The sequence below is a fragment of the Bacillus sp. 22475 genome, from assembly GCF_052044835.1.
Classification (GTDB): Bacteria; Bacillota; Bacilli; order Bacillales; family Bacillaceae_G; genus Bacillus_A; species Bacillus_A cereus.
In genome coordinates this window covers 67,082-88,961 of record NZ_JBQENW010000007.1, presented here as the reverse complement: position 1 = coordinate 88,961, position 21,880 = coordinate 67,082, and the positions used below count along the sequence as shown (strand labels likewise).

Sequence of the window (21,880 nt, the reverse complement as noted above, 5' to 3'; positions counted from 1 at the left end):
ACTTCTCACATTTGTGTCGAATTAAGAAGATATATAGGAGGGATACATATGGAAATAACGGTTGAACGTGTTTTTACAAAGGAAATTTTAGCAAGAGCGGCAAGGGAATTTCATGTAACAGTGGAAGAAAATCCACTTGGAGATTTTGAGAATTATATTTTTAAGGCGAAGGGTGATAATGATGAAGATTACGTATTACGTTTAACACATTCTTCTCATCGCTCTAAACAAGAGGTAGAGGCTGAACTAGATTTTTTACGATATGTTGCGGAGAACGGGGCAAAGGTAGCAGGACCTCTTTATTCAACGTCTCGAAATCTCGTAGAAGAAATCGTAGCAGAGGATGGAACGTTCTTTTTCGTGTCTTTATTTACATACGCAAAAGGTGAGCAAGTAAAAGGAGAAGAATCGCCTTATTGGGGAAATGCTTACTTTGAAGCGTGGGGAAAAGCGATTGGACAATTGCACCGTCTTACAATGAATTACCCTAAAACAGACTACCGTGATACGTGGGAAGAGGATGAAAGTAGTATTGTTAATGAATTAGAAGATGAGAAAGTGAAAGAGATTGCTGCTGTATTAATGGAGGAAATAAAGGCTCTTCCAATTGAAAGAGAAACATTCGGACTTATGCATGGTGATATTCATCCAGGCAATTTTCATTATGATGGAAATGAGTTAACAATCTTTGATTTTGATGATGCGGCCTATAATTATTTCATTCATGATTTGGCAATGGTCCTTTATTACTCTGTTCTTTTTACACCGTGGACAGTGGAGGAGAAGACGACATTCGCTCGTAAACAGTTACAAGTGTTAAGAAAAGGATACGAATATGAACATAGGCTGGCGGATAGTTGGTATGAATCGTTACCGTTATTTTTACGTTTACGTGATATAGGTTTGTACGGCACGCTCCAAAAGAAATTTAAAGGGAAAGATATGCCAGATCATTTCAGGGAACTAGCTGAACAACTCTATGAAAGAATTATAAAAAGAGAATCGATTGTGAATATATAATACATTCATGTTAAAACAAAGTATATAAAATAAATATATACTTTGTTTTTTTATACAAAAATATGTTTACTTTATTAAAATAATATTGTTATAGATTCGGTATACACTTATAATTTTATATATATTCTGAATATTCTTTATAAAAGAGGAGGGGGAATGTTGGAAGCTATCGTAAGTTGGATCAATAATATTGTTTGGAGTCCAGCACTTGTTTATTTATGTTTAGGAGCAGGTTTATATTTTTCCATTCGAACGAGGTTTTTACAAGTAAGGCATGTAGGAGAAATGGTGAAGCTTACATTTCAAGGAGAAAAATCGGATGCTGGTGTTTCTTCGTTCCAGGCGTTAGCACTTTCTTTATCAGGGCGCGTTGGAACAGGAAATATTGCGGGTGTTGCAACGGCTGTTGCATTTGGTGGTCCAGGAGCTGTCTTTTGGATGTGGGCGGTAGCTTTTCTAGGAGCAGGTTCTGCTTATGTAGAATCGACACTTGCACAAATATATAAGACGAAGCATCAAGGGCAATTCCGTGGTGGTCCAGCTTATTACATTGAAAAAGGGTTAGGGGTTAAATGGTATGCATTAGTATTCGTTGCAGCAACAATTCTTGCAACAGGACTTTTATTACCAGGTGTACAAGCAAATAGTATTGCTGTAAGTTTGGAAACAGCTTTCGGTATTAATACTTCTGTATCTGGAGCGGTATTAGTAGCGGCATTAGCGCTTATTATTTTTGGTGGAGTTAAGCGAATTGTTAACGTAGCGCAAGTTGTAGTGCCATTTATGGCGCTTGGTTATATTTTAGTAGCTTGCGTCATTGTTGCTATGAATATTGAAAAATTGCCAGAAGCATTTATGTTAATTATAAGAAGTGCATTTGCATTAGAAGCTGCTTTCGGTGGTATTATCGGTTTAGCAATTTCTTGGGGGGTAAAACGTGGTATTTATTCCAATGAAGCAGGACAAGGAACTGGACCACACGCAGCAGCTGCAGCTGAAGTATCACATCCAGCTAAGCAAGGTTTAGTGCAAGCATTTTCCGTTTACATTGATACATTATTTGTTTGTTCAGCAACAGCATTTATGATGATTATTACAGGCATGTATAACGTATTTGATGCAAGCGGAAAAAACTTTATCGTCAATAAATTAAATGGTGCACAGCCGGGTCCTGGTTATACACAGGCAGCAGTAGAATCCGTTTTCCCTGGATTTGGAAATGGCTTCGTTGCAATCTCTTTACTATTCTTCGCGTTTACAACAATTATGGCGTATTACTACATTGCAGAAACGAATATTGCATACTTAAATCGTGATAAAGACCGTCCTTGGATGTCCATCGTACTAAAATTTGTATTCTTAGGAGTCGTATTCTATGGTTGTGTAAAAACAGCTGCAACAGCATGGGCTTTAGGTGACATTGGTGTAGGGATTATGGCATGGGTTAACATTATCGCGATTTTACTACTACAAAAACCAGCATTGATCGCATTAAAAGACTATGAAAAGCAGAAAAAAGAAGGGAAAGATCCAGTATTTGATCCGCAGGAATTAGGAATTAAAAATGCTGATTTCTGGGAGCATGAGTACGGGAAAGATAAGAAAGAAGAAGTATCTTAATAGGATAGAAATGAAGGAGCAAAGGGAGCGATCTTTGCTCTTTTTTTATGGACAAATTGAAGCTGAAAGTTATTTTTTTGCCTATTTTTGAATATAAAAAGAATGTACATGCGTTGTTAGGGGAAGGGGGGAGTATGTTGATAGAATTTCGTAATGTAAATAAATATTATGGTAACTTTCAAGTTTTGAAAAATATTAATGTGCAAGTGAAAAAAGGCGAAGTGGTAGTAGTTGTCGGGCCTTCAGGATCAGGAAAAAGTACATTACTTCGATGTATAAATCAATTAGAGGCAATTACAGATGGAGAATTAATTGTACAAAATACAGAGGTACACAATAAAAAAACGGACATGAATGAATTGCGGCGAAATATTGGGATGGTCTTTCAACATTTTTATTTATACCCACATAAAACAGTTCTGCAAAATATTACACTAGCACCGATTAAAGTAAATAAAGTTTCCAAAGAAGAAGCAGAGAAAACAGCAATGTTTTATTTAGAGAAAGTAGGAATCCCGGAGAAGGCTAATGTATATCCGCATCAATTATCCGGAGGACAACAGCAAAGGGTAGCAATTGCTAGAGGACTTGCGATGCAGCCGGAAATTATGCTGTTCGATGAGCCTACGTCTGCTCTTGATCCAGAGATGATCGGGGAAGTACTTGATGTTATGAAAACGCTAGCTAAAGAAGGGATGACAATGGTCGTTGTCACGCATGAAATGGGATTTGCACGAGAAGTAGCAGATCGGATTTTATTTATGGATGATGGTCAAATTATTGAAGATACAACACCGGCACAATTTTTTGCAAATCCTGAACAAGAAAGAGCTCGTTTATTTTTAAGTCGGGTGCTAAATCATTAGAGGAGGAATTTCATGCTTAAAATGAAAAAGTTATTTACTTTAATCGTATTTTCATGTTTATTCGTGCTTGTTGTTGCTGGATGCGGAAGTAAAAAAGATGAGGCAAAGGAAACAAATACGAAGCAAGGCGGGGCTGTTGAGCAAATTAAGAAACGAGGGAAATTAGTAGTTGGGGTGAAGAATGATACGAATTTATTTGGATTAAAAAATCCTTCAACAGGGCAAGTAGAAGGATTCGATGTTGATATCGCGAAGGCACTTGCGAAAAAAATTCTTGGGGACGAAAAGAAACTAGAGTTGAAAGAAGTAACATCTAAAACACGTATTCCACTACTGAAAAATGGTGATATTGATGCAATTATCGCAACAATGACAATTACGGAAGAACGTAAAAAAGAAGTTGATTTTTCAGATGTATATTTTAAAGCAGGGCAATCGTTACTTGTGAAAAAAGGAAGCAATATTAAGAGTATTGATGATATAAAACAAGGTGTGAAAGTATTAGCTGTAAAAGGCTCAACATCTACAAATAACATTCGTCAAAAGTCACCAGAAGCGACTGTATTAGAATTTGAAAATTATAGTGAGGCATTTACAGCGTTAAAAGCGGGGAAAGGTGATGTTTTAACGACAGATAATGCAATTCTTTACGGAATGGCAAAACAAGATTCTAATTATGAAGTTGTAGGGAAAATTTTTACGGATGAACCGTACGGAATTGCAGTGCAGAAGGGTGCAGAGGATTTAACAAAAGAGATTAATAGTTTATTAAAAGATATGAAAGCTAATGGAGAATACGATAAATTATATGAAAAATGGATCGGTCAAAAACAAGAAAAATAAAGTGACACTAATTGGAATAAATAATAAGAGTGAGAGGATGAGGGATGCTCATCCTCTTCTTGTAAAGAAAGAGGGGAGAATATGTGCCTGATTTTTCTATACTAACGAATAACATTGATATGTATTTAGAAGGCTTTAAGTATACAGTTATGTCTAGTGTAATTGCATTAATAGGAAGCTTTATTTTAGGAGTAATTTTGGCGGTAATGCGTATTGCACCGATTCGTATTTTAAATTGGGTAGGATCAGCTTTTGTAGAGTTTGTAAGAAATATTCCACTCGTATTAATTGCATTTATATTTTATTTCGCTTTACCTGTAATAGGAATTACTTTAAATGGTTTTGTAGCAGGAACAGTTACGCTTACGGTATATACGGCAGCTTTTATTGCGGAAGTCATTCGCGCTGGTATTCTATCAGTCGCGAAAGGTCAGATGGAAGCAGCAAGGTCTTCAGGGTTAACGTATGTACAGGCGATGTATTATGTTGTCTTACCTCAAGCGATGAAAATCGTAATTCCTCCTCTAGGAAATCAATTTCTCAATTTAGTAAAAAACTCTTCCATACTCGGAATTATCGCTGGTACTGATTTAATGTATCAAGGAGATTTAATTTCAACGAAGACGTTTGTTACGTTTGATGTTTATATATTTGTCGGGATGTTTTATTTAATATTAACAATTCCGCTCAGTATGCTAGTGCGTTATTTAGAAAAACGCTTGGCAAAGGAGGCGGTGTAAATGGATTTTAAGGGAGCAATTACAGGGGATCATATTCTATTTTTATTAAAAGGATTACTTATAACGTTAGAGGTAGCGCTCGTAGCAATTGTACTTAGCTTTATTATCGGTAGTGTAATAGGAATATTGCGCTACACGAAAATACCTGTCGTCTCACAAATATTAGGAATTATCGTTGAAGTGATTCGAAACTTACCACTACTGTTAATTATATTTTTCACGTATTTTGCACTTCCAGAAGCAGGCTTGAAATTAGAAATTATAACAGCTACAATTGTTGCTTTAACAATATTTGAAGCTGCAATGATATCTGAAATTGTTCGAAGTGGTCTATTATCTATCGAAAAAGGGCAAATCGAAGCAGCGAGGTCTTCCGGATTAACGTATGTTCAAGCGCTGTGGCATATTATTTTGCCACAAGCATTAAGAAGAATGGTCCCGCCACTTGTCAGTCAGTTTATTTCATTGCTGAAAGATACAGCGCTAGCAGTCGTTATATCACTACCAGAGCTTATTCATAATGCTCAAATTATTAGCGGGCAAAATGTAAATTATATGATTCCGACGTTTATAGTAGTTGCTTGTATGTATTTTATCGTAAATTATAGTTTATCAATTTTATCGAGAAGGTTAGAACTTCGTTGACTCTTACAATATATGTAAGGGTTTTTTCCTTGTTTATCCTTATTTTCCTCTAAATAGAATCTAAATCTTGCAATAATTAGATTTTTTATATTATTTTATCAGAAAAGTTTTAATTTTATATAGAAAATGTAATCGCTTTCGTGTATATTTTTATTATCAGAAAATTTTAACAAGACATAGGGGTATGGTAGGGGGAGGATTTAGATGCAGCAACCAACGAATGAGAAATTACATCGTACGATGAAGAGTAGACATTTATTTATGATCGCACTAGGTGGTGTAATCGGAACTGGTTTTTTCTTAGGCTCAGGTTACACTATTAATCAGGCTGGACCAGGGGGAGCCATCCTTTCATATTTAGTAGGCGGATTTATTATGTATTTAACAATGCTTTGTCTTGGAGAGTTAACGGTAGCAATGCCGGTTTCGGGATCTTTCCAAAAGTATGCAACGAAGTTTATTGGACCAGGAACGGGCTTTATGATTGGCTGGTTATACTGGCTTGGCTGGGCAGTAACAGTAGGACTAGAATTAACGTCAATCGGTTTAATGATGAAAAGATGGTTTCCAAATGTTGATGTTTGGGTATGGTGCCTTGTATTCGGCGTTATTTTATATGCTTCAAACGCAATTTCGGCAAAAAGTTATGCCGAATTAGAATTTTGGTTTTCTAGTATTAAAGTAATTACAATCCTTGCATTTGTTGTTCTTGGTGGTAGTGCATTATTAGGATTTATATCGTATGACGGAAAAGAAGCAGCACCTCTTTTCTCTAACTTTGTAAGCGATGGTGGACTTTTCCCAAATGGACTAGCTGCCGTATTACTTACAATGATTACAGTTAACTTCTCGTTCCAAGGAACAGAGTTAATCGGAATTGCAGCGGGAGAAAGTGAAAATCCAGAAAAAACAATTCCACGTGCGATCCGTAATACAGTATGGCGTATTATGTTATTCTTCATTTTAACAATGACAATTTTAGTAGGATTAATTTCTTGGAAGGAAGCAGGCGTAATTGAAAGTCCATTCGTAGTTGTATTTGATAAAATCGGTATTCCATATGCAGCTGATATTATGAACTTCGTTATTATTACTGCGTTATTATCTGTAGCGAACTCTGGATTATATGCAGCGACACGTATATTATGGTCACTTGCAAATGAAGGAATGGCACCAACTTCTTTCAAGAAAGTAAATAAACGTGGTATTCCAATTACAGCGCTAGTCGTAACGATTGCGGTAGCTGGATTATCCCTATTCACAAGTTTCCTTGCAGAAGATACAGTATACATGTACTTATTATCGATAGCTGGTTTATCGGCTGTTTCAAGTTGGATCATTATTGCTCTATCGCAACTTCGCTTTAGAAGTCAGTATATAAAAGGCGGAGGAAAGTTAGAGGACTTAAAGTATAGAACACCACTATATCCGATTGTTCCAATTTTAGCTTTAATTACAAATAGCATCGTTGTTATTAGTTTAGCGTTTATTCCTGAACAAAGAATGGCGTTATACTGCGGTATTCCATTTATCATTTTCTGCTATATATATTATTATTATATGAGTAAGAAACAGCAGAAACCGATGAAAGTGGAGATGGACAAAACAAATGAAACTAACAATCAAACACGATGATATAAAGGCAGATTTATCGTACGCTCAATTAGCGATTGGAAAAGAAAACGGGTATTCACCGTTACAATTACTCGTTTCTTCTATCGCAGGATGTAGTGCAATTGTCTTTCGAACAATTTTAGAAAAGAAACGTATTACATACGATACGTTTACGATCGAAACTGAAATTGGTAGAAGTGAAGCTTTATCCAAACCAGTTGAAAGTGTTCATTTGCACTATAAAATTAAAGCGGAAAACATTACAGAAGAGCAGTTGGACAAAGCATTGCAGCTTGCAGTGAAAAATTGTACGATTGTTCAATCTGTAAAAGATAGTATAAAGGTTACGGAAACAATTGAACTAATAAAATGAAACATAAAAACGTGAGAGCCGTATTCTCACGTTTTTATGTTTTTAGAAAGAGGGGAAAGTGTAGTGGACTGTTTAGGTTGTAAATTAGCAAACGAAGAGGAAAAAATATATAAAGTATATGAAGATGATTATGTAACTTGCTTTTTAGATCATGCGCCTTTCTACCCAGGACATACTTTAATTGTGCCAAAGCAGCATGTTGTAGAAGTAGACGAATTAGATGACGTTGTAGCAAGATCAATTATGGATGCTTCTAAGCTGATTGCAAAAGCGATTAAGGCATTATATAAACCAGATGGAATTACAGTTTGTCAAAATGGTGGAGTATTTAACGAGTTAACACATTACCATATGCATGTCGTACCAAGATATAAAGAGCGTTCGTTTGCTGAGTTTTATACGGTGCAACCGGAGGAAAAGAAGAATCATAATTTGGAAGAAATAAAGACGTTGTTAAAAGAAGAGATAGAGAAAATATTGCACACTAAAAAGGTGTAAAAGAATTTCTCTTACGCCTTTTTAATCTTCATACATACTTAAAACTTCTTTCGCACGTATACGTAAACCATCTATCAATTCTTTCGGTTCTAAAACTTTTGCATCGTTTCCAAGTCTATAAAATAAAGGAGTAATAAAGTTAATCTCACCTTTATCAATTGTTGAATTTATATATCCTGTCCCATCCTCGTTTACTATAACGAATTCCTCAAGATAAGGAACGCTTTTACATTGGCGTACGCCTTCTGTTGTCAGTAAAACATGTAACTGAGTAGGATTGTGTACTACGTTAGAGTTAGAGGCAAACCACTCTTCTAAATTCATGAATGTATCTGTATTTTCTTCCATCGATAATATTGAGAGAATACGATCAACGCGATACAGTAATACTTTTTTTCTACCGAAGTCATAGGACGGTAAGTACCATAACCCGTCGTGAGCATATACACCAATCGGATGAACATGTTTTGTTTTTATCCCTGATTTAGATTCGTATTGAAAGTGTAAATTTTTATTTTCAATAGCCGCTGTTAACACTTTGTTTAAAAGTGGGGTCTCAATTGTTCTCTTCGGATTCCAAAAGGAGATATAAGAACGTATTTTATCAACTTTCGCTTTCGCCTCATGTTGTAGAGAGCTATATAGTTTATGAGTGACAGAATTGATTTCTGTATTAAAAGGCAAGTCTCTGTAGTAGCTTAAAGATTGAAAGGCAAAAAAGATGGAGACCGCTTCTTCTTCCGTAAATAAGATAGGTGGAATGACCCTAGTTGTTAATACTTTATATCCTCCATTACGACCTTGTTCAGCATAAATGGGTAATCCCATATCACTTAAATCTAAAATGTATCTATGAACCGTACGAACGGAAATGTTAAATTCATCAGCTATTTCTTGAGCTGTAAATGTTTTTTTCGCAGAAGCAAATATAAGAATATCTAATAAGCGTTTAGCTTTTGACAAATGTATCACCTTTTCTTTTTAACATGACATAAATTGTCGTGTTTTATTGTTAGTATATTGTTTACATCATATGTTATCAAGATGAGATGCAAGGAGGAAAAGATATGTCACGTGAAATAGTTTTATTTATAGCAGCGAGCTTAGATGGATATATTGCGAAAGAAAATGATGATTTAGAGTGGTTAATGGAAACGGAAGGAGAGGGAGATAACGGTTATACAGAAATGTACGAAACGATTGATACAATAATTATGGGAAAGAAAACGTACGATTATGTAGTAGAGCATACGGAAACATTCCCGTACTTAGATAAAGCATGTTATGTTTTTTCTCGTTCAGAAAAAGGTTCAGACGGAAACGTGGAATTTGTAAATGAAGATGTAGTGGAGTTTACAAAAAGGTTAAAAGCACAAGAAGGATCTAAAATATGGATGGTTGGTGGAGGAGAGCTACTGAGAGAATTCTTTAAAAATAATCTAATTGATGAATATATTGTTACGATTACACCGCATATATTAGGCTCGGGTGTCCCATTATTTAAAGAAAAGAATCCAGAAATTAATTTAACTTTAACGGATACGAAACGTTTTGGGCAATTTGTAAATTTATATTATAAAGTAAAATGATAAAGTGAAACTTTAATCAGTGGGGGTTTTGTTCATCTCCCACTGATTATTAGTTGAACCAATCGGGCTTTTACGGGCAGCTGATCCCCCACCTAACTTCTTTGCTTCCGCTGAATTTTGATGTAGGGGTCTTACTGCCCGTTAATGCGGGATAAAGAAACACGACTACTGATGATAGTCGTGTTTCTTTATAGATGGTAATGAAATTATAAAGCAAGACCCGTGATTGACTTCACTCGTTACTGTAATATTCCCGCCGTGTAGCTCTACAATTTCCTTCACGATAGATAGTCCTAAACCAGTTCCACCTGTAGCTCGTGATCTAGCTTTATCAACACGATAAAAGCGGTCGAAAATGTGAGGGAGGTCTTCAGGAGGAATACCTTCGCCTTCATCTTCAATTGTAATGGAGATACGTTTATGTTCTTCTGTAATAGAAATGTTTATATGAGAATGTTCTTTTGAATGTCTATAAGCGTTATTTAAAATGTTTACTATAACTTGTTCAAATCGCTGTTCATCTAAGTTGACTAGCAATGTAGGAGAACAAGAGAAAGAAACTTTAATGTATCTTTCTTTATACATGGCGTTTACTTTTTCAGCTATGCGAGTAAGGAAGGTGTGTAAATGCACTTCCTTTACTTGAATAGAAAAGTTATGTTGTTCCATTTGTGCAAGTGAAAATAAATCTTGAACTAAGTTTGTAATGTAATCAGACTCATCTTTTATAATTGATAAATATCGCAAACGTTGTTCAGGAGAGGTGCTTTCTTTTAAAGCAATGTCAGCATAACCTCTTACGTATGTTAACGGTGTTCGTAATTCGTGAGCAACACTTGCTAGAAATTCACTTCGCTCTGTTTTCATATAATGTAAATCATTTGCGAGCGTTTGAATAGATGATGCTAGTTCACCAATTTCATCATTTCGAGTAGTCGTTAACGAAACGGACAAATCGCCTTTACTCATTTTTTCAGTGGCATGTTTCATGTGTAACAATGGTTTTGTTAATAAACGTGATAATAGGAAAATTGTGATGACTGTGAGTAGAAACGTAATGACTCCGGCAATAATGAATTGTCTTGTTAGCCCGTTAACCATTTCCTCGATTGATTCCGTCCCGAGAAACATATATACGTAGCCTTCCGTTTTTCCAGCCACTACAATGGGGCTAACTGTACATATATAATTAGATGTTTTCCAATGATTCTCTATAATTGCTCCGTCATGATCTGTCCGTGTTTGCATCTTTTCAATATGCTTTTTTATAGTAGTATTTATTTCATTGGATTTAGCTAGTACCTCCTTATTTGCATTTGTAATAACAACAGTAGTTTCGGCTTCGGATTCCATTAGTGCAACATGGGAGATTGTTTGCTTATCAAAATACTTTTCAAGGACATCTCTGTGACTATTTCCTCGCTTTAATAAAGCTGTCATTTCTTCATTTACTCTAGTGTTTACAAGACTATAATAGAGCAAAATAAAGAGAACACTTTCAATTAAAAGTGTAACAATTAAAAAATAAAATCCGAATTGAATTGAAATCCGTTTCATCGTTTTGCCCCTTACTGTTCAGTATCAATCCATCGATAACCTACTCCATACACGGTTTTTAAATGATGATCAATAGGGAAATGTGCTTTTCGCAATTTATCACGTAAATTGCGAATATGTGAATCGACTGTGCGATCTTCTGTATTTGTGTTTAACCCCCAAATTCGTTCGATGAGCTGATCACGGTTTAATACGTAGTTCACATGGCGTAAAAATAATCCGAGTAAAGAAAATTCAATTGGTGTGAGAAGGAGCTCTTCATTATGGACAGAAACGAAGTGTTTTGTTTCATCCCATACAATACCGTGATATTGGATTTGTTTATGTTCATTTGTACGTCTTAAAACGGCTTCAATTCTTGCGAAAAGTTCTTCTTCATGGAAAGGTTTCGTTACGTAATCATCGGCTCCGAGTTTTAATCCTTGAACGACATCTACTGTTTGATCACGAGCTGTAACCATAATGATAGGAATGTTACTAAAAGATCGGATTTTTTTGCACGTTTCCCATCCGTCCATCTTTGGCATCATAATATCGAGTAAAACAAATTTAAAGTTTCGATTTTCTATATGTAAAATAGCTTCTTCTCCTGAATTCGCACATACGCAGTTATATCCAATTGGAGTAAGATAAAGAGTTAATAATTCAAGCATTCTCGGTTCATCGTCTACGAGCAGTATATCAATCATAGAGAGCCCTCCATATTTATAATCGTTACTTAAAGTGTAATGCAAAATCATGAAGAAATGGTGCAGATTATGATGTGTCTGCATAATTTCTTCAGAATTGCTTGTTATTGTGGAGTTGAAATTACATTTTAGGTAATCATATTGGCTCAAAAATGATTAATACGGAGGCGGTATAGTGAAAAAAATGACCCGAATTTTTGGGATAACAATAATTACAGCAGTTGGTCTTGCTGCATGCGGACAAACGAATACAGACCATAAAAACCATGAATCTACAAAAGAGAAAAAAACAGAGCAAAAGGAAATGAAAATGAATCAGGAGGTAACGGCGCCAAAAGAAATGAACGAAGGGGCATCGAATGATTTATTAACGACAAGTTTAAAAAATGTGACGAGGTTAAATACAAATGATCCCCTGCAAATGGCAGTGTTAACTTCGCAAACGATATGGCCAGCAACCCATAAAGAGAACCAGCCAGGTGCTGTTATTTTAGTACCAGTGAGCGAGTGGCAATTAGGTATTGCGAGTGCAGACCTTATTCATCATCCGAATAACGGACCGATTTTATTTATAGAAAAAGAAAAAATACCAGAAATGACGTTAAAAGAAATAAAACGATTAAATCCAATCGGAACGAAAGATGGAACACAAATTATGGTGATGGGGGATGTAGGTACTAGCGCGCTTGAACAATTAAAAGGTTATAAAATAAAACAAATAAAAGAAACGAACCCAGCTATATTTGCGAAAGATGTTGATAAGGAGTATGCCGATATAACAGGAAGCTACCCAAATAGTGTTATTATCGGTTCGTCTGCAGAAGAAGGACGTTTATATACAACCCCCGCTGTAAACTGGATTTCTCATATGCCGGAACCACTACTCTATACAGAAAAGAATAAAGTGCCAGAAACGACAATAGAGGCATTAAAGATGAGAAAAGATAAAGCAAATATATATGTACTAGGACCAGAAAAAATCGTTTCAAAAGAAGTAGAAAAAGAGTTAAGCAAATACGGGAAAGTAACGCGTATTAGCGGTGAGACTCCAACAGAAAATTCTATCGCATTTGCGAAGTTTAAAGATGAAAAAACAAAATTTGGCTGGGGATTCACAAAACCTGGTCACGGTTTATCATTTGTTTCAAGCAAAACACCAGATTTAGCAGTTGCTGGGGCACCTTTTTCACATATGGGTAAACACGCACCTGTTGTCTTGTTAGAAGAAGGGAAAGCTTCACAACCAGTGTATGACTTCCTTGCTACTATTCAGCCGAAGTTTAAAGATGATCCAACACTTGGACCATATAATCATGGCTTCTTATTAGGAAGTACGAGTGATATTTCATTTGAAACACAAGGAATACTAGATGAGAGGTTAGAAATTGTTCAGGAAAGTGGTCAAGGACACGGTGGACATTAATGAAATGAGAAAAGACGCTACTAAGGTAGCGTCTTTTTCTTTAGGAAACTTTTACATAGCAAAGAATCTTCTACTCGTTATATAATATCCTTCGTGCAGTCGGCATGATTTTCTTATGGAGAAAATCAAATTATAAAGGAGTAGAGGAGTGATATTTTGTTTCAAACGATAAAAAATGACTGGTTTTCTAATGTGAGAGGGGACGTGTTATCAGGAATTGTCGTTGCTTTAGCGTTAATCCCTGAAGCGATAGCTTTCTCTGTTATTGCAGGCGTGGATCCGACAGTTGGACTATATGCAGCCTTTTGTATTGCAGTTACCATTTCATTTGTTGGCGGAAGAACTGGGATGATTTCAGCTGCAACAGGTGCAATGGCATTATTAATGGTAACGCTCGTTAAAGATCATGGTTTGCAATATTTATTTGCTACAACAATATTAACAGGTATTGTCCAAATTATTTTTGGCGTGTTCAAACTGAGCTCATTTATGAAGTTTGTTCCGAAATCTGTTATGAGTGGTTTTTTAAATTCACTTGGAATTTTAGTTTTTACAGCGCAATTACCGCATTTTAAAAATGCAACTTGGCAAATGTATGCACTCGTTGTATTAGGACTTGCAATTATATATTTATTTCCACGTATTACAACGGTTGTACCTTCTACGCTTATTTCAATTATTATTGTGACGAGTATTGCACTTATGAGCGGATTACAGTTGAAAACAGTAGGGGATATGGGAAGCCTACCGAAAGAATTACCGTTCTTTAGTATTCCTGATGTGCCATTTACATTAGAAACATTAGGGATTATTTTACCTTATGCAGTTATGCTTGCAATTATTGGTTTACTAGAGTCTTTATTAACAGCTTCAGTTTTAGATGATATGACGCATACAGAAAGTAATAAGCATAAAGAGGCACGCGGACAAGGGATCGCAAACATCGTCGCTGGTTTCTTCGGAGGAATGGCAGGATGTGCAATGATCGGTCAATCTGTTATTAATATTAAATCAGGTGGACGAGGTCGCCTATCAACATTTGTAGCGGGCGGATTTTTAATCGTATTACTATTCGTTTTAGGAGATTATGTCGTTCATATTCCGATGGCAGCTTTAGTTGCGGTTATGATTATGGTTTCAATCGGAACGTTTGATTGGAACTCTGTAACAACGATTCATAAAGTACCAAAAGGAAACGCATTTGTTATGATCGTAACAGTTGTGATTGTCCTAATTACACATAACTTAGCAGTAGGTGTAATTATCGGAACAGTAATTAGTGCGGTGTTATTTGCATTCAATATGGCAAAGATTCACGTGAAACATTTATATATTGAAAATAAGAAAATATACGAAATTCACGGTCAACTTTTCTTTGCATCCACAGCCGATTTCATAAATAATTTTTCATTTAATGAAGATGTAAAAGAAATTGAAATGAATTTTACTCATGCGCACGTATGGGATGATTCAGCGGTGGCATCAATTGATAAAGTTATCATAAAGTATGAGCAAAGTGGTGTGAAAGTAAGTATAACAGGATTAAATGAACGTAGCTCAAAACTTGTTGCAAATTTAGCTACTTATAATAAAAGAATTGCTAGTTAAAAGCCTCCTTTTTAGGGGGCTTTATTATATAATACGAGTAGGATAACGAAAAGGGGATTCAGCATATGTACAAACAAATTATATTAGCATGTGACGGTTCTGAACATGCACTTCGAGCAGCGGAACATGCAACATATATTGCGAAATGTAGCGAAGAAACAAATGTTGAAGTTGTGTACGTAGTAGATAATAGAACGGCAAAATCAGATATTATACAAGGTCAAACAGATTTAGAAACAATATCGGCTAGTCGAAAAGATAAATTAAAAGAGATTGAAGTTTTATTAAAGAAAGAGAACATATCTTATACAATTACGATATTACATGGTGATCCTGGAGATACAATTGTGCAATATGTAAATACAGGAGATATAGATCTTGTTATAGCGGGAAGTAGAGGATTAAATACACTGCAAGAAATGGTACTTGGTAGTGTAAGTCATAAAATAGCAAAACGAGTGAAATGTCCGGTGATGATTATAAAATAAAATGTAACTAAAGACCTTAGTATAGCTGAGGTCTTTTTTATGTATAAATAACTCTCATTTGTGGAAATACTAGATATATAAGTTGAAAAGATGTTAACTTACAAATTTGTAAGTTAGTTGTTAGAGAAATCGATGTTATGAAATTTTTCCCATTGGTAAAATAAAAGTATCAAAGGGGAGATAGGGAGGATGGAAGCAATGAAATCATTTCAAAATTTGTCATATAGTCAAGGGGTAAGCTTAATTTGTTTAGGGGGATTTGCTGGATCTGTTACGTTAGCTGTTTTAATAAAGGTATTTCATCAAATCTTTTAATATTAGAGTAGGGAAGGAATTGGTTGTTATCATTAGTAGGAAAAGCAATGAAAATAAAAAATAGCTCTTAGCATGTATGTAAATGCTAAGAGCTATTTTTATGTTTATTTTTCTACTTCTGGCTTCTCACTTGTTACAGTAACGTCTTTCCAATGTGAAGTTATTTGATTCACTTTAGTGTTGACATCATAATTTTTTACGCGCTTATTAACACCTGTTAAATCAAATGTGTAATGAATTGGAATCATCGGTGCTTCGTCATGAATTAATTTTTGCCATTTATCGTATACTTCTTTACGATATTTTTCATCAGTAGCTTTTTCTGATAATCCTGCTTCTAATAACTTCGTATTTTCATCATTTACCCAGCGTTGATAGTTGAATCCGGCATTTTTGCCCCATAGGCCAGAAAGGTCAGGGTCAGAGCCAGTGTTCCAAGCACCGGCAAAAATATCAACCTTCGGATCATCTTTTTTAATCATGTCACGCATAGCATTAAATTCGTGTAAGCGTCCATCAACAAGTTCTACTTTTAAGCCGATATCTTTCCAAGATTGAATGTAGAATTTAGCCAGCGGTTCACTTGTTTCACTACCACTACTAGTTAAGAAGTTAATCTTCAATTCATTACCTTTTGGATCTTCACGGAATCCATCACCATTTTTATCTTTATACCCAGCTTCATCTAATAGTTTTTTCGCTTTATTTACATCGAAATTATACGCACCAACATCATTATTATGGTACTTTGGCATAGATGGTGGAATTGGAGAGTTAGCTGGAACGCGAAGTCCGTGATATACTTTCTCTCCTAATTTTTCTCTATCAATTGCATGTGCCATCGCTTGACGTAAACGAACGTCTTTGAACTTATCGTTATCCATTACAGCTTCATTCTTTGCTTTGTCCATATGTCCGAACTTAAATCCGATATAAGTGTAAGCAAGGTCAGTTTTACCAATTAGTTGTGTGTTTTTTAATTTACTTACGTTCGGATATTGATCAGCAGTAATTGCTGCAATATCAATATCACCTTTTTTCAGAGATGCACTAACAATAGATGGATTTACAACTTTTAATGTTACATTTTTTAGCTTAGGTTTGCCGCCCCAGTAATCATCAAAACGCTCATACTCAACTGATTCACCAGGAACGATTTTCTTCACTTTAAATGGACCGAATCCAATTGGATTTTGACGGATTTTATCTGATTCAGCTAGTTTTTCAATTGGTACATCACCTAAATATTTTTTAGGTGTAGGATATGTCCAAATACCAGTTTTTAGTGAAGGGTTTACTTCTTTATAAGTAATGGAAATTGTTTTTGGATCGACTACTTTAATACCAGAAATTTTGTCAGCTTTTCCATTGTGATATTCTTCCATACCTTCAATCATTTGCATTTGTGTATCGTAACGGATACCTGTATATTTGCTATTACCGATTATTAAGTAAGAATATTCTAAATCCTCAGCTGTTACAGGATTACCATCGTGCCATTTTACATTATCTTTAATTTTAATTGTAATTGTTTTTTTATCTTCAGAAATTGTATAAGTTGCAGCACCGTCATTTGTAATTTCCCAGTTTTTATCTGTAGCTAATAATTGTTCATCAAAGAAATCCATAATCTCTGAATCTGGAGCAACTTCATACAATACCCTACTTAAAACACCAGCGAAAGGTGAATTTGAAACGAGTCCATAAGTTAATGATCCGTCTTTAATTTCTTTACCGTCATTTTTTACAGCAGCACTAAATTTATTTGTTTCTACTTTTTTTGTGTTTGCCTTTTTACTACCGCTATCAGCACCCCCACATGCAGATAGTAATAATGTTGAAGCAGCAAGTGTACTTAATACTTTGTACAGTTTTGGTTTGTTCATAACTTCTCCACCCCTTATCCTTTTCTTTGTCTCGCATCAGCCGCACGCTTTAACGCTTGACCAATAAAATTTATACACAGCATCAACACTAAAATCATGATTGATGCGGGTAACCAAATCCACCACTTTTCTTGTAATACATCTGGGTTAGTTGCGTAACTTACAAGTGTACCAAGACTTGGTGTGCTCTCTGGTAGACCGAAGCCTAAGTAAGTTAAACTAGATTCAATTCCGATGTTACCAGCAAGATTTAATGTGATATTTACGATAATAATAGAACTTAAATTAGGTAATATTTGCTGGAAGATTATTTTCCAATTTGGTGTTCCTAATGTTTTTGATGCAGATACGTAATCAAGTTCTTTCTCAGTCAATACTTTAGAGCGTATAAGCCTTGCTTTTCCGACCCATAAGAAAGCGGTCATTATGAGAATAAATGTCGTAATATTGAAAGTTGGAACGAGTGAGATAAACACGATAACAATCATTAAGAATGGTAAAATCATCATAAAGTCGATAAAACGCATAATGATGTTATCGACAACTCCTCCAAAATAGCCAGCAATTAGTCCCGTCGTAAGACCGATAAGGGTTGCTAAAAGAGTGATGGCTAAACCAACTGTAAAGGAGTTACGTGTACCAATAATTAATTGTCCGAAAATATCACGGCCTCCATAATCAGTTCCTAACCAATGTTCAGCAGAAGGAGGGTCATAAATAGCGAATAAATCGACTCGGACGATATCTTCTTGCTTCATAATAAATGAAGTTGCGTAAACGGCTATTAATATTAAAGCTAAAAAGAATAGAGAAAACATTGCTAGTTTATCTTTACGAAATTCTCGCCACATAATGGAGAAACCAGAGGGGCTCTTTTCGTAATGAATGACTTCAGTTTGTTTTTCAGGATTTGCTAACATAACGTTTCTTCACCTCCATTAATCAATACGAATACGTGGATCAACGATGCTTAGAATAATATCGGAAAGAAGAGTCCCGAGTAGCGTTGCGAATCCAGTAAATAATACAAGAGCAGTTACGACACTGAAATCACGTTGAGTGATAGATTGGAAAAATAGTTGTCCAATTCCTGGATAGCCGAAAATATTTTCTAGAATAATAGAGCCTCCAACTAAACCTGTAATTTCATATCCTAAAAATGCTGCAATTGGTAAAAATGAATTTCTTAAAATATGTCTGGAATATACTTTAGATTCTGGTACACCTTTTGCTTTTACTGTGCGTACAAAATCTTTATGTTTCGTATCGATAATTTCACTTCGTAAATATTGTACAGTTCCTACAGTTCCAATTAATGCCCCAGATAAAGCTGGTAAAATCATATGATTGAATTTACTTAAATAGTAATCAAATGATCCTGTTGCAACTTGTGGATCAACGCTACCACTCGTAGGGAAAATTGGATATAAAAAGCCGAATAAGAATAACATTACTAACCCGAAAATAAATAGTGGTGTACCGAATCCTAAAAAGTTATAGAGCGTAATGAGTCGATCAGCCCACGTATCATTCCAACGTCCACTTATAACTCCAAGTGGAATAGCAATTAAGTAAGTAAGAATAAGAATAAGAAGAGCTAACAGTATGGTATTGCCAAGACGTTCCCCGATAATATCTGTTACTTTTATTTTATGTGCGTAAGAAATACCAAAATCCCCTTGTACAGCATTTGAAATCCACCTTACATATTGAGTGGGAATAGGATCGTTTAAACCTAGTTTTTCACGTTGTTCTTCGAGCACTTTTGGATCGGCTTTTGGGTTTGCTAGTTCAGCGCCACTTAATGCATCACCTGGCATTGCCTTAGCCAGTGTAAAGACGAGTACGCTTAATATGAATAATTGCGGTATCATAACTAAAACCCGGCGTAATATAAATTTCCACATGTTTTATCACTCCCTTAAGGTAATGCCACCCGGTGTGTTGGCGAGATTGGTTTTAAATCGTAAGCACGGCCATTTTCATTGAAATAACTTTCGTATGATTTCTCATACTCAACGCTTACCTCACGACGCAATTTACGTTGTTGCTCGCGGTTTTCTGGACGAATATCAGGAATAGCTGATATTAGGCGCTTCGTATAGATGTGCTGTGGATTATTATAAATTTCAGCACTAGTTGCTTCTTCCACAATGCGTCCGCGATACATAACACCGATACGGTCACACATATGGCGAACTACACCTAAATCATGACTAATAAATAGGTATGTTAGTCCGAGTTCAGATTGTAAATCTTGCAAGAAGTTTAAAACTTGAGCTTGTACCGACACGTCAAGCGCGGATACAGGTTCATCTGCGATAATAAGCTTCGGTTTTAGTGTAAGTGCGCGTGCAATACCAATCCGCTGTCTTTGTCCACCGGAAAATTCATGTGGGTATTTATACATAGACTCAGGATTTAATCCAACTTTATCAAGATAATCTTGAACAGCTCTACGCTCTTCATCAGGTGAGAGTTTCTCAAAATTTCGAAGTGGTTCAGCGATAATATCCATAACACGTTTCTTCGGGTTTAAGGATGAATAAGGATCTTGAAAAATCATCTGAATATCTTTTCGTTGTTCTCTTAGTTCTGAGCGACTTAATTTTGTTAAATCTCTATTATTAAAATGAATGCTACCGCCTGTCGCTTTTGTTAAGTGCATAATTGCTTTTCCAGTTGTTGATTTGCCGCTCCCAGATTCCCCAACGATTCCGTATGTTTCGCCAGGTTGTAGTTCGAAGCTTACGCCATCAACAGCACGAACGTAATCTAATGTACGGCCGAAAACACCACCTTTAATTGGAAAGTGTACTTTTAAATCTTCTACTTTAAGCAGTGCCATGAGTTACGTCATCTCCTTTCTTATGTTGGAAGTTGAAATGTTTGTAGCAAGTGCAACGTACCCAATGGTCTTGTTTTACTTCATGTAAAACGGGATTTTCTTCATGTTGATCAGATCTAATCCATGGAATCCGTGCTTGGAATCGACAACCTGTGCGAGGTAACTTAGCTAATGTCGGTACAACGCCTTGAATAACATGTAATTTTTCTTTTTCAGCAGATGCAGACGGGATTGAATTTAATAAGGAACGAGTATATGGATGAAGAGGGTTATTAAAAATCTCTTCGACTGTTCCTGTTTCTACAACTTGTCCTGCATACATAACGACGATACGATCAGCGGTTTCGGCCACGACGCTTAAATCGTGTGTAATTAAGATGATGCCCATTTTCGTTTGTTCTTGAATGGAACGTAATAAATCTAAAATTTGCGCTTGAATGGTTACGTCAAGTGCAGTTGTTGGCTCATCTGCAATAATGAGCCCTGGCTTACAAGCAATTGCAATTGCGATAACAATTCTTTGTCTCATTCCGCCAGATAATTCGTGTGGGTATTGTTTATATGTAAGTTCTGGTTTTGGAATACCAACTTGATGAAGTAGTTCTAAGGTGCGTTCTTTCTTTTCAACTTTTGAAAGGCTTGTGTGGTAGTCTAAGTTTTCTTCGATTTGTTTTCCAACTGTCATAAGAGGATCGAGTGCTGTAAGAGGTTCTTGGAAAATCATTCCGATATTTGAACCACGTACTTTATTTATTTCGGCGGTTGACATGCTTAGTAAGTCCTTATCTCTATAGTAAAGCTGCCCTTGTAATTTTGTATTTGCTTCATTATGCAGTCGCATAATGGAAAGGGCAAGTGCACTTTTTCCGCATCCTGACTCACCAACGATAGCAACAATTTCATTTTCATGAACAGTTAAGGATACATTATCAACTGCTGCATGATACTGATCTTGTATACGAAAGGAAGTTTGCAAGTTTTCAATACGAAGAAGTGAATTCTTCATGGCTATCCCTCCATCTTTTCTGAAAAGACTAAATATTTTGTATGTTGTTATTTTAATATAAATTGACAATGTTTGACAAGGATAAGTTGAAAAAATATTCAAAAATCTTTTTATATAAAAGTGGAATGCAGTTGTATTAGGTGTTGAAGTAATTTGGAAGCGCTAACATGTATATGAGAGGAAAATAAATCTTTTGTAAGAAAAAAGATTTATTTGTAGAAAAAAGAGAGGCATTCTGGAAAGAATGGTCTC

22 protein-coding genes are annotated in these 21,880 nt (G+C 35.6%); 14 read left to right on the top strand and 8 right to left on the bottom strand.

Annotated features, from left to right (window positions below; all coding sequences use genetic code 11):
• Positions 1–48 precede the first annotated feature (48 nt).
• The 9 genes from ACTJJY_RS13615 (at position 49) to ACTJJY_RS13575 (ending at position 8,219) form a co-directional block, all read left to right on the top strand.
• Positions 49–1,020, top strand: coding sequence for a phosphotransferase enzyme family protein (locus ACTJJY_RS13615; protein ID WP_440605722.1), 972 nt, complete (start codon positions 49–51; stop codon positions 1,018–1,020).
• Positions 1,021–1,179: 159 nt separating this feature from the next.
• Positions 1,180–2,640 (top strand): alanine/glycine:cation symporter family protein, encoded by a 1,461-nt coding sequence (locus ACTJJY_RS13610; RefSeq protein ID WP_440605721.1) that lies wholly within the window; start codon positions 1,180–1,182, stop codon positions 2,638–2,640.
• 137 nt (positions 2,641–2,777) lie between these two features.
• Positions 2,778–3,506, top strand: a complete 729-nt coding sequence (locus ACTJJY_RS13605; RefSeq protein ID WP_002162934.1) for an amino acid ABC transporter ATP-binding protein — start codon at positions 2,778–2,780, stop codon at positions 3,504–3,506.
• Positions 3,507–3,518: 12 nt separating this feature from the next.
• Positions 3,519–4,349 carry a glutamine ABC transporter substrate-binding protein GlnH gene (glnH, locus tag ACTJJY_RS13600; RefSeq protein ID WP_025118055.1) on the top strand — a complete coding sequence of 277 codons (831 nt, stop codon included), beginning with the start codon at positions 3,519–3,521 and terminating at the stop codon, positions 4,347–4,349.
• An 83-nt stretch (positions 4,350–4,432) separates the two neighbouring features.
• Entirely contained in the window at positions 4,433–5,089 is a 657-nt protein-coding gene (locus ACTJJY_RS13595; RefSeq protein WP_001112682.1) for an amino acid ABC transporter permease, read from the top strand.
• Positions 5,090–5,734: an amino acid ABC transporter permease gene (locus ACTJJY_RS13590; RefSeq protein ID WP_000345978.1), complete on the top strand. Its 645-nt coding sequence runs from the start codon at positions 5,090–5,092 to the stop codon at positions 5,732–5,734.
• 204 nt (positions 5,735–5,938) lie between these two features.
• Entirely contained in the window at positions 5,939–7,369 is a 1,431-nt protein-coding gene (locus ACTJJY_RS13585) for an amino acid permease (RefSeq protein ID WP_001187093.1), read from the top strand.
• Positions 7,344–7,721: an OsmC family protein gene (locus tag ACTJJY_RS13580; protein WP_000778853.1), complete on the top strand. Its 378-nt coding sequence runs from the start codon at positions 7,344–7,346 to the stop codon at positions 7,719–7,721. The genes ACTJJY_RS13585 and ACTJJY_RS13580 overlap by 26 nt, the downstream gene beginning before the upstream one ends.
• 63 nt (positions 7,722–7,784) lie before the next feature.
• Positions 7,785–8,219 carry an HIT family protein gene (locus tag ACTJJY_RS13575; protein ID WP_097961732.1) on the top strand — a complete coding sequence of 145 codons (435 nt, stop codon included), beginning with the start codon at positions 7,785–7,787 and terminating at the stop codon, positions 8,217–8,219.
• Between the two features lie 21 nt (positions 8,220–8,240).
• Here ACTJJY_RS13575 and ACTJJY_RS13570 read toward each other — a convergent pair whose 3' ends face one another.
• Positions 8,241–9,182, bottom strand: a complete 942-nt coding sequence (locus tag ACTJJY_RS13570) for a helix-turn-helix transcriptional regulator (protein WP_440605720.1) — start codon at positions 9,180–9,182, stop codon at positions 8,241–8,243.
• A 104-nt stretch (positions 9,183–9,286) separates the two neighbouring features.
• Between ACTJJY_RS13570 and ACTJJY_RS13565 the strand changes: the two genes are divergently transcribed.
• Entirely contained in the window at positions 9,287–9,808 is a 522-nt protein-coding gene (locus ACTJJY_RS13565; RefSeq protein ID WP_000085779.1) for a dihydrofolate reductase family protein, read from the top strand.
• Positions 9,809–9,973: 165 nt separating this feature from the next.
• Here the strand turns inward: ACTJJY_RS13565 and ACTJJY_RS13560 are convergent, their stop codons facing one another.
• On the bottom strand, positions 9,974–11,365 hold the full coding sequence (locus tag ACTJJY_RS13560; protein WP_440605719.1) for an ATP-binding protein: 1,392 nt from the start codon (positions 11,363–11,365) through the stop codon (positions 9,974–9,976).
• An 11-nt stretch (positions 11,366–11,376) separates the two neighbouring features.
• On the bottom strand, positions 11,377–12,054 hold the full coding sequence (locus ACTJJY_RS13555) for a response regulator transcription factor (protein WP_440605718.1): 678 nt from the start codon (positions 12,052–12,054) through the stop codon (positions 11,377–11,379).
• 175 nt (positions 12,055–12,229) lie between these two features.
• Between ACTJJY_RS13555 and ACTJJY_RS13550 the strand changes: the two genes are divergently transcribed.
• The 4 genes from ACTJJY_RS13550 (at position 12,230) to ACTJJY_RS13535 (ending at position 15,888) form a co-directional block, all read left to right on the top strand.
• Positions 12,230–13,477: a cell wall-binding repeat-containing protein gene (locus ACTJJY_RS13550; RefSeq protein WP_440605717.1), complete on the top strand. Its 1,248-nt coding sequence runs from the start codon at positions 12,230–12,232 to the stop codon at positions 13,475–13,477.
• A gap of 156 nt (positions 13,478–13,633) precedes the next feature.
• Entirely contained in the window at positions 13,634–15,085 is a 1,452-nt protein-coding gene (locus tag ACTJJY_RS13545; RefSeq protein ID WP_000487919.1) for a SulP family inorganic anion transporter, read from the top strand.
• A gap of 65 nt (positions 15,086–15,150) precedes the next feature.
• The gene (locus ACTJJY_RS13540) at positions 15,151–15,573 is read left to right on the top strand and encodes a universal stress protein (protein ID WP_000278001.1); all 423 of its coding nucleotides are present in this window, start codon (positions 15,151–15,153) and stop codon (positions 15,571–15,573) included.
• Between the two features lie 198 nt (positions 15,574–15,771).
• Positions 15,772–15,888 carry a DUF4027 family protein gene (locus ACTJJY_RS13535; protein ID WP_002094283.1) on the top strand — a complete coding sequence of 39 codons (117 nt, stop codon included), beginning with the start codon at positions 15,772–15,774 and terminating at the stop codon, positions 15,886–15,888.
• A 104-nt stretch (positions 15,889–15,992) separates the two neighbouring features.
• Here ACTJJY_RS13535 and opp4A read toward each other — a convergent pair whose 3' ends face one another.
• The 5 genes from opp4A to ACTJJY_RS13510 are packed head-to-tail and all read right to left on the bottom strand — an operon-like array spanning position 15,993 to position 21,628.
• Positions 15,993–17,774 carry an oligopeptide ABC transporter substrate-binding protein gene (gene opp4A / locus ACTJJY_RS13530; protein ID WP_440605716.1) on the bottom strand — a complete coding sequence of 594 codons (1,782 nt, stop codon included), beginning with the start codon at positions 17,772–17,774 and terminating at the stop codon, positions 15,993–15,995.
• Positions 17,775–17,788: 14 nt separating this feature from the next.
• The gene (locus tag ACTJJY_RS13525) at positions 17,789–18,694 is read right to left on the bottom strand and encodes an ABC transporter permease (protein WP_000880730.1); all 906 of its coding nucleotides are present in this window, start codon (positions 18,692–18,694) and stop codon (positions 17,789–17,791) included.
• 18 nt (positions 18,695–18,712) lie between these two features.
• Positions 18,713–19,681, bottom strand: coding sequence for an oligopeptide ABC transporter permease (opp4B, locus tag ACTJJY_RS13520; protein ID WP_000265452.1), 969 nt, complete (start codon positions 19,679–19,681; stop codon positions 18,713–18,715).
• A 14-nt stretch (positions 19,682–19,695) separates the two neighbouring features.
• Entirely contained in the window at positions 19,696–20,622 is a 927-nt protein-coding gene (locus tag ACTJJY_RS13515; RefSeq protein WP_001196381.1) for an ABC transporter ATP-binding protein, read from the bottom strand.
• Entirely contained in the window at positions 20,609–21,628 is a 1,020-nt protein-coding gene (locus ACTJJY_RS13510; protein ID WP_440605715.1) for an ABC transporter ATP-binding protein, read from the bottom strand. The genes ACTJJY_RS13515 and ACTJJY_RS13510 overlap by 14 nt, the downstream gene beginning before the upstream one ends.
• Positions 21,629–21,880: the final 252 nt, after the last annotated feature.

What these genes read in the sequence shown, in the direction of transcription:
- opp4A (WP_440605716.1), bottom strand. Translation starts at nt 17,774, where the DNA reads ATGAACAAACCAAAACTGTACAAAGTATTAAGTACACTTGCTGCTTCA.
- ACTJJY_RS13560 (WP_440605719.1), bottom strand. Translation starts at nt 11,365, where the DNA reads ATGAAACGGATTTCAATTCAATTCGGATTTTATTTTTTAATTGTTACA.
- ACTJJY_RS13555 (WP_440605718.1), bottom strand. Translation starts at nt 12,054, where the DNA reads ATGATTGATATACTGCTCGTAGACGATGAACCGAGAATGCTTGAATTA.
- ACTJJY_RS13535 (WP_002094283.1), top strand. Translation starts at nt 15,772, where the DNA reads ATGAAATCATTTCAAAATTTGTCATATAGTCAAGGGGTAAGCTTAATT.
- ACTJJY_RS13510 (WP_440605715.1), bottom strand. Translation starts at nt 21,628, where the DNA reads ATGAAGAATTCACTTCTTCGTATTGAAAACTTGCAAACTTCCTTTCGT.
- ACTJJY_RS13585 (WP_001187093.1), top strand. Translation starts at nt 5,939, where the DNA reads ATGCAGCAACCAACGAATGAGAAATTACATCGTACGATGAAGAGTAGA.
- ACTJJY_RS13515 (WP_001196381.1), bottom strand. Translation starts at nt 20,622, where the DNA reads ATGGCACTGCTTAAAGTAGAAGATTTAAAAGTACACTTTCCAATTAAA.
- opp4B (WP_000265452.1), bottom strand. Translation starts at nt 19,681, where the DNA reads ATGTGGAAATTTATATTACGCCGGGTTTTAGTTATGATACCGCAATTA.
- ACTJJY_RS13580 (WP_000778853.1), top strand. Translation starts at nt 7,344, where the DNA reads ATGAAACTAACAATCAAACACGATGATATAAAGGCAGATTTATCGTAC.
- ACTJJY_RS13540 (WP_000278001.1), top strand. Translation starts at nt 15,151, where the DNA reads ATGTACAAACAAATTATATTAGCATGTGACGGTTCTGAACATGCACTT.
- ACTJJY_RS13590 (WP_000345978.1), top strand. Translation starts at nt 5,090, where the DNA reads ATGGATTTTAAGGGAGCAATTACAGGGGATCATATTCTATTTTTATTA.
- ACTJJY_RS13525 (WP_000880730.1), bottom strand. Translation starts at nt 18,694, where the DNA reads ATGTTAGCAAATCCTGAAAAACAAACTGAAGTCATTCATTACGAAAAG.
- ACTJJY_RS13615 (WP_440605722.1), top strand. Translation starts at nt 49, where the DNA reads ATGGAAATAACGGTTGAACGTGTTTTTACAAAGGAAATTTTAGCAAGA.
- ACTJJY_RS13565 (WP_000085779.1), top strand. Translation starts at nt 9,287, where the DNA reads ATGTCACGTGAAATAGTTTTATTTATAGCAGCGAGCTTAGATGGATAT.
- glnH (WP_025118055.1), top strand. Translation starts at nt 3,519, where the DNA reads ATGCTTAAAATGAAAAAGTTATTTACTTTAATCGTATTTTCATGTTTA.